Annotated in this window: 1 protein-coding gene; it reads right to left on the bottom strand. The window is 70.7% G+C overall.

Annotated elements, in window-relative coordinates; all coding sequences use genetic code 11:
* On the bottom strand, window positions 1-775 hold a 775-nt coding region (gene cofG, locus ABEA33_RS27265), incomplete at both ends, for a 7,8-didemethyl-8-hydroxy-5-deazariboflavin synthase CofG (protein ID WP_345530352.1).

Here is a 775-nt window from a genome sequence, read left to right as displayed (position 1 = left end):
CAGCGGTGAGACGCCACCCCAGTCGTCGACACCGGCGTCGAGCAGGGCCCGGCACTCCTCGAGGTCGACCAGGTTGGGCGGCGCCTGCACCCGGGCCTTGGGTCCCAACACGATCCGGGTGACCGCGAGCGTGGCGCGGTACTCGTCGAGGTCGAGGTCGTCGGCGTGCCGCATCGCGGTGTCGGGCTTGGCCCGGAAGTTCTGGACGATCACCTCCTGCACGGAGCCGAACGCCCGGGAGACCTGGCGCAGCGCGAAGATCGTCTCGGCCCGCTCCTCGAGCGTCTCGCCGATCCCGACCAGCAGCCCGGTGGTGAAGGGGATCGAGAGCCGCCCGGCGTCCTCGAGGACCCGCATCCGGAGCTCGGGGTCCTTGTCGGGGGAGCCGTAGTGGGCCTCGCCCTTGGTCTCGAAGAGCCGCCGTGAGGTGGTCTCCAGCATCATCCCCATCGACGGGGAGACCGGCTTGAGTCGGTTGAGCTCCTCCCACGACATCACCCCCGGGTTGAGGTGCGGCAGCAGCCCGGTCTCCTCCAGCACCCGCACCGCCATCGCTCGGACGTAGGCCAGCGTCGAGTCGTAGCCCTGCTCGTCGAGCCACGCCCGCGCCTCGGGCCACCGGTCCTCGGGCCGATCGCCCAGGGTGAACAGCGCCTCCAGGCAGCCCAGCTCAGCCCCCTGCCGCGCGATCTCGAGGATCTCGTCGGGCGACATGAACATCTCATAGCCGGCCCGGCGCAGCTGGCCCGGGGACTCCACGAACGTGCAGTAGTGA

It is taken from the genome of Nocardioides endophyticus, from assembly GCF_039543845.1.
Classification (GTDB): domain Bacteria; phylum Actinomycetota; class Actinomycetes; order Propionibacteriales; family Nocardioidaceae; genus Nocardioides; species Nocardioides endophyticus.
This window is presented reverse-complemented; position numbering and strand designations above follow the sequence as displayed.